1 pseudogene is annotated in these 2,805 nt (G+C 69.9%); it reads left to right on the top strand.

The features are described 5' to 3' along the window. The first annotated feature begins 198 nt into the window (after positions 1–198). Positions 199–1,173, top strand: a pseudogene (locus tag ETD96_RS43135) (IS481 family transposase). Positions 1,174–2,805 lie beyond the last annotated feature (1,632 nt).

Raw genomic sequence — 2,805 nt, forward strand, 5'->3', positions numbered from 1 at the left:
CGCCCTAACGCACCACCGCTACCTGCAGCACCCATAGCCGTACAGCGGCACGAAATACCCCGAAGCCGTGACCGTCCCTAAGCCGCCCTACCTCGCGCGGCCGGCGCCTACCCGGCGGGCACTGCTGCGCGGCGTGAACGCCCCGAGGCCCCCTTCCGCCCCGAAGCATGAGCGAGGCCAACGCACCCGGTGGTCTCAGTGAGCCGTGCTAACGCCCGTTTGACGTTTCACGGCAGATGTCTGCTGGTTCGCCGTGTCGTGTTCGATGGCCGCCCGGTTGCGCGCGTCGCGGTCGGGCTGGGGGTGTCGCGGTAGTGCGCGTACCGGTGGGTGGGCCGATACCGGCGTCAGGGATGGGACGGGCCGGCCGACCGGCGCAGCGGCCCCCGCACGTCCCCGTCCAAGACTGCGGCCCGGACCGAGGAGAGGGTGCTGGCGGCCCGCCGCGAGCTGCCGCCCGGACCACATCGCGGCGGCCACCGGGGTGCCGGCCCGCACAGTGACCCGGACCCGCGCCGTCACCGCGTCCCGGTGCCGGCCGCCCGCGCCCCGGTCACCGGGCACCAGAACCGCGCGGCCCGCCAGGAGTGGCCGCCGCTACGAACACCCCGAGCCGGGCGCGATGATCCACCTCGACGTCAAGAAGCTCGGCCGGATCCCCGACGGCGGCGCCCAGCGGGCGCACGGCCGCAGTGAGGCCGTCCTCGCCCGCAGCATCGGCTACGACCACGTCCACACCCCCATCGACGACCACACCCACCCGGCCTACGCGCAGGTGCTGCCTGATGAGAAGAACACCACCTGCGCGGCGCTCCCGACCCGGCCGGCGGCGTTCTTCACCGCCCACGGCATCACCCGCATCCACCGGGTGCCGACCGACAACCCCCCGCAACCACCGCACCTCGGCCGCCTTCCAACAGGCCTGCACCGAACTGGGCGCCCGGCAGAAGTTCACCCGTCCCCGCTGCCCAACCCCGCTGTCCGTGGACCAACGGAAAGGCCGAACACCTCAACCGCACCCTGGCCACCGAATGGGCCTACCAGCGCCCCCACACCAACAACGACCAACCCACCCGCACCCTGGCCGCCTGGCTCGAGCACTACAACACCCAACACCCCCACTCGACCCCGGGCGGCAAGCCACCCATCACCCGACTGTCACCAAGATCATGACCGAGTACACCTAGCGCACCACCGCCGCCTGAAGCGCCCGTGGCCGTACAGCGACACGACATACTCCGGAGCCGCGAACGCCCCGAAGCCGCCCTACCTCGCGCGTCCTGCGCCTACCCGGCGGGCACTGCTGCGCGCCGTGAGCGTTCCCTAGGCCGCCCTACCGCTCCGAACTATGAGCGAGGCCAACGCGCCCGCAGGCTGGAAGGCAACCGCCCACACCACCACGAGCACCCCGCCCCACCACGTCTGCACGATCCAGACGCGGGGAACGCCGCCGCACTAGCGATCACAAGGACGAATGCCCGCGCGCCCTACCTCCACTGACCAACACCACGTCGCGGCAATCCGCCGACGCGCGTCCGTTCGGATGCGAAGGGTGATGGCGATCGTGGACGTGAACAGGGTGTGTCGTTCGAAGGCGACCACGCGGCCCTCGCGGAGCTGTGCACCTGCCGGGGGCAATCGGGCTGATCCTGGCCGCGACGGCCGCGCTGTAGGCCACGGTCGGGTCGGCGCGCCACCACCGGCCCCCCAGGACCTCGATCACCTCGGCGCCCACCACGCACAGAGCGGCAAGGACATGCCCCCACCGCCTCGGGGCCGGTCTCGACCGACACAACGTCGCCACCCAGCGCGGCCATTAGCGGTACAGCCAACCTGCCGAGATCTGCACCTCCCCGATGACCTTCTGCACCGACGTCCCATGCAAGCCGTTCACACAAGCGGCGCTTGGCTACCGCCGCGATGTGGCGACATCGCTCATCTCGGTAGGTGCAGGATGAACCCGGAGAGCAGGCTGGCGAGGACTTTGGCACTCTCCTCCGGAGGCGATCCAGCGGGGAAGGCGCCAGTCCCCTGGTACAGGGCGACGACGCCGGACAGCATGGTGCACACGATCCTGATAAGTTCACCGGCGGCTGGACGGCGGTCATGAGAGGACACGGACCTGCCAAGGCGTCGGCGAGCAGCCCAACGGTCACCGAGGTCCTCATGAAGACGGCGGCACGCGGCCAAGCGCAGCCCAAATAGACGGTCGACGCGGGTGGAGGCGTCCCCAACGAACTTGCGGGGCGTCGGATACCGATTTCAACTGCTCATACCGCTCGCCGTTGTCAGTCCGCTCACCAATGCGACCGTCTACCCAACGGCACGCTCAGCACGCAGACCATCCCCCGGTCCCTTCAACACGCAAGCACTCGGCGTTGCCAGCGCACTCACCGATGGACGAAAACGACCCGCACCCCTCGGTGCGGCACATGACCGTGGTGTAGGCGGGCGTCGGCGGCTCCCGTCGTGAACCACTTGCGGGGCCGCTGGCGACCCGGGTGGTCGCCGTCCAGCACGGCCTTCGTCCGGAGCTGCGTGGTGCTCATCCCCTCGTACATGGACTATCGCGCCGTCGGCGGCGGCAACTGCGTCGAACGCAAAATGAAGCCCTGCACACCGAGCCGCGGTACGCGTAGTCGCTAAGTCCGGACATCCGGTCAAGGATCAGTCGGCTGCCAAGGACTCTCCGCACCTGACGCCTTTGGGCGGTGCTCGCCTTGACTCTTCTGGTGGTGGTGTTAGGGGCCGGCGGTTTGGCGGCGGCTTCTGGGTGTGGTTGGTCGGGTGCGGCGGGGGCTGTCT

This window comes from Actinomadura geliboluensis, from assembly GCF_005889745.1.
Taxonomy (GTDB): domain Bacteria; phylum Actinomycetota; class Actinomycetes; order Streptosporangiales; family Streptosporangiaceae; genus Spirillospora; species Spirillospora geliboluensis.